This is a genomic window from Bartonella vinsonii subsp. berkhoffii ATCC 51672, from assembly GCF_902825225.1.
Classification (GTDB): Bacteria; Pseudomonadota; Alphaproteobacteria; order Rhizobiales; family Rhizobiaceae; genus Bartonella; species Bartonella berkhoffii.
Map to the genome: position 1 here is coordinate 1 of NZ_CADEAK010000150.1, position 457 is coordinate 457.

General features: G+C 31.7%; 1 protein-coding gene. It reads right to left on the reverse strand.

Annotation, left to right across the window (positions count from 1 at the left end):
- Nucleotides 1-128: 128 nt before the first annotated feature.
- The coding region (locus tag J7R10_RS08685) for an invasion associated locus B family protein (RefSeq protein ID WP_208436473.1) at nt 129-457 on the reverse strand (329 nt) is incomplete at its 5' end.

The following is a 457-nucleotide window of genomic DNA, read 5'->3' on the forward strand; positions in this document are numbered from 1 at the left end:
GTGAACCCACCTTTATACTTTATTTAGAATCTTACATTCATTATTCTCGATTTGAATCTTCATTTCTATTTAAATCTGGAATGAAATACAACAATTTATGAAAAAACTTATTAAACACTCTATATAATCTATCGTTGTAGAGAATTAAGTGCCGCCCTTAACCCTTTAAATGGCACAATAAAAGAAAATATCTTTCCCTCTTTAATCTTATAGGAAATACGCACTTTTTTATCTTTCTCTATTTGTTTACTGAGAATTGGTCCTACAGGTGATTGCGCTAAACAGACCGTTTCATTACATTGGGTATAATCAATGAGGATAGGCTTTTTAACACCCTCCATAAACACTCGGATAGGAACATTTATATCAGCATTTGGTAGTGTTCGAAAAAGCATTATTGCTTGACCATTTTTTGTAGCAACAAGAGACCAACTAAAAATAGTGTTATCGTCATGAT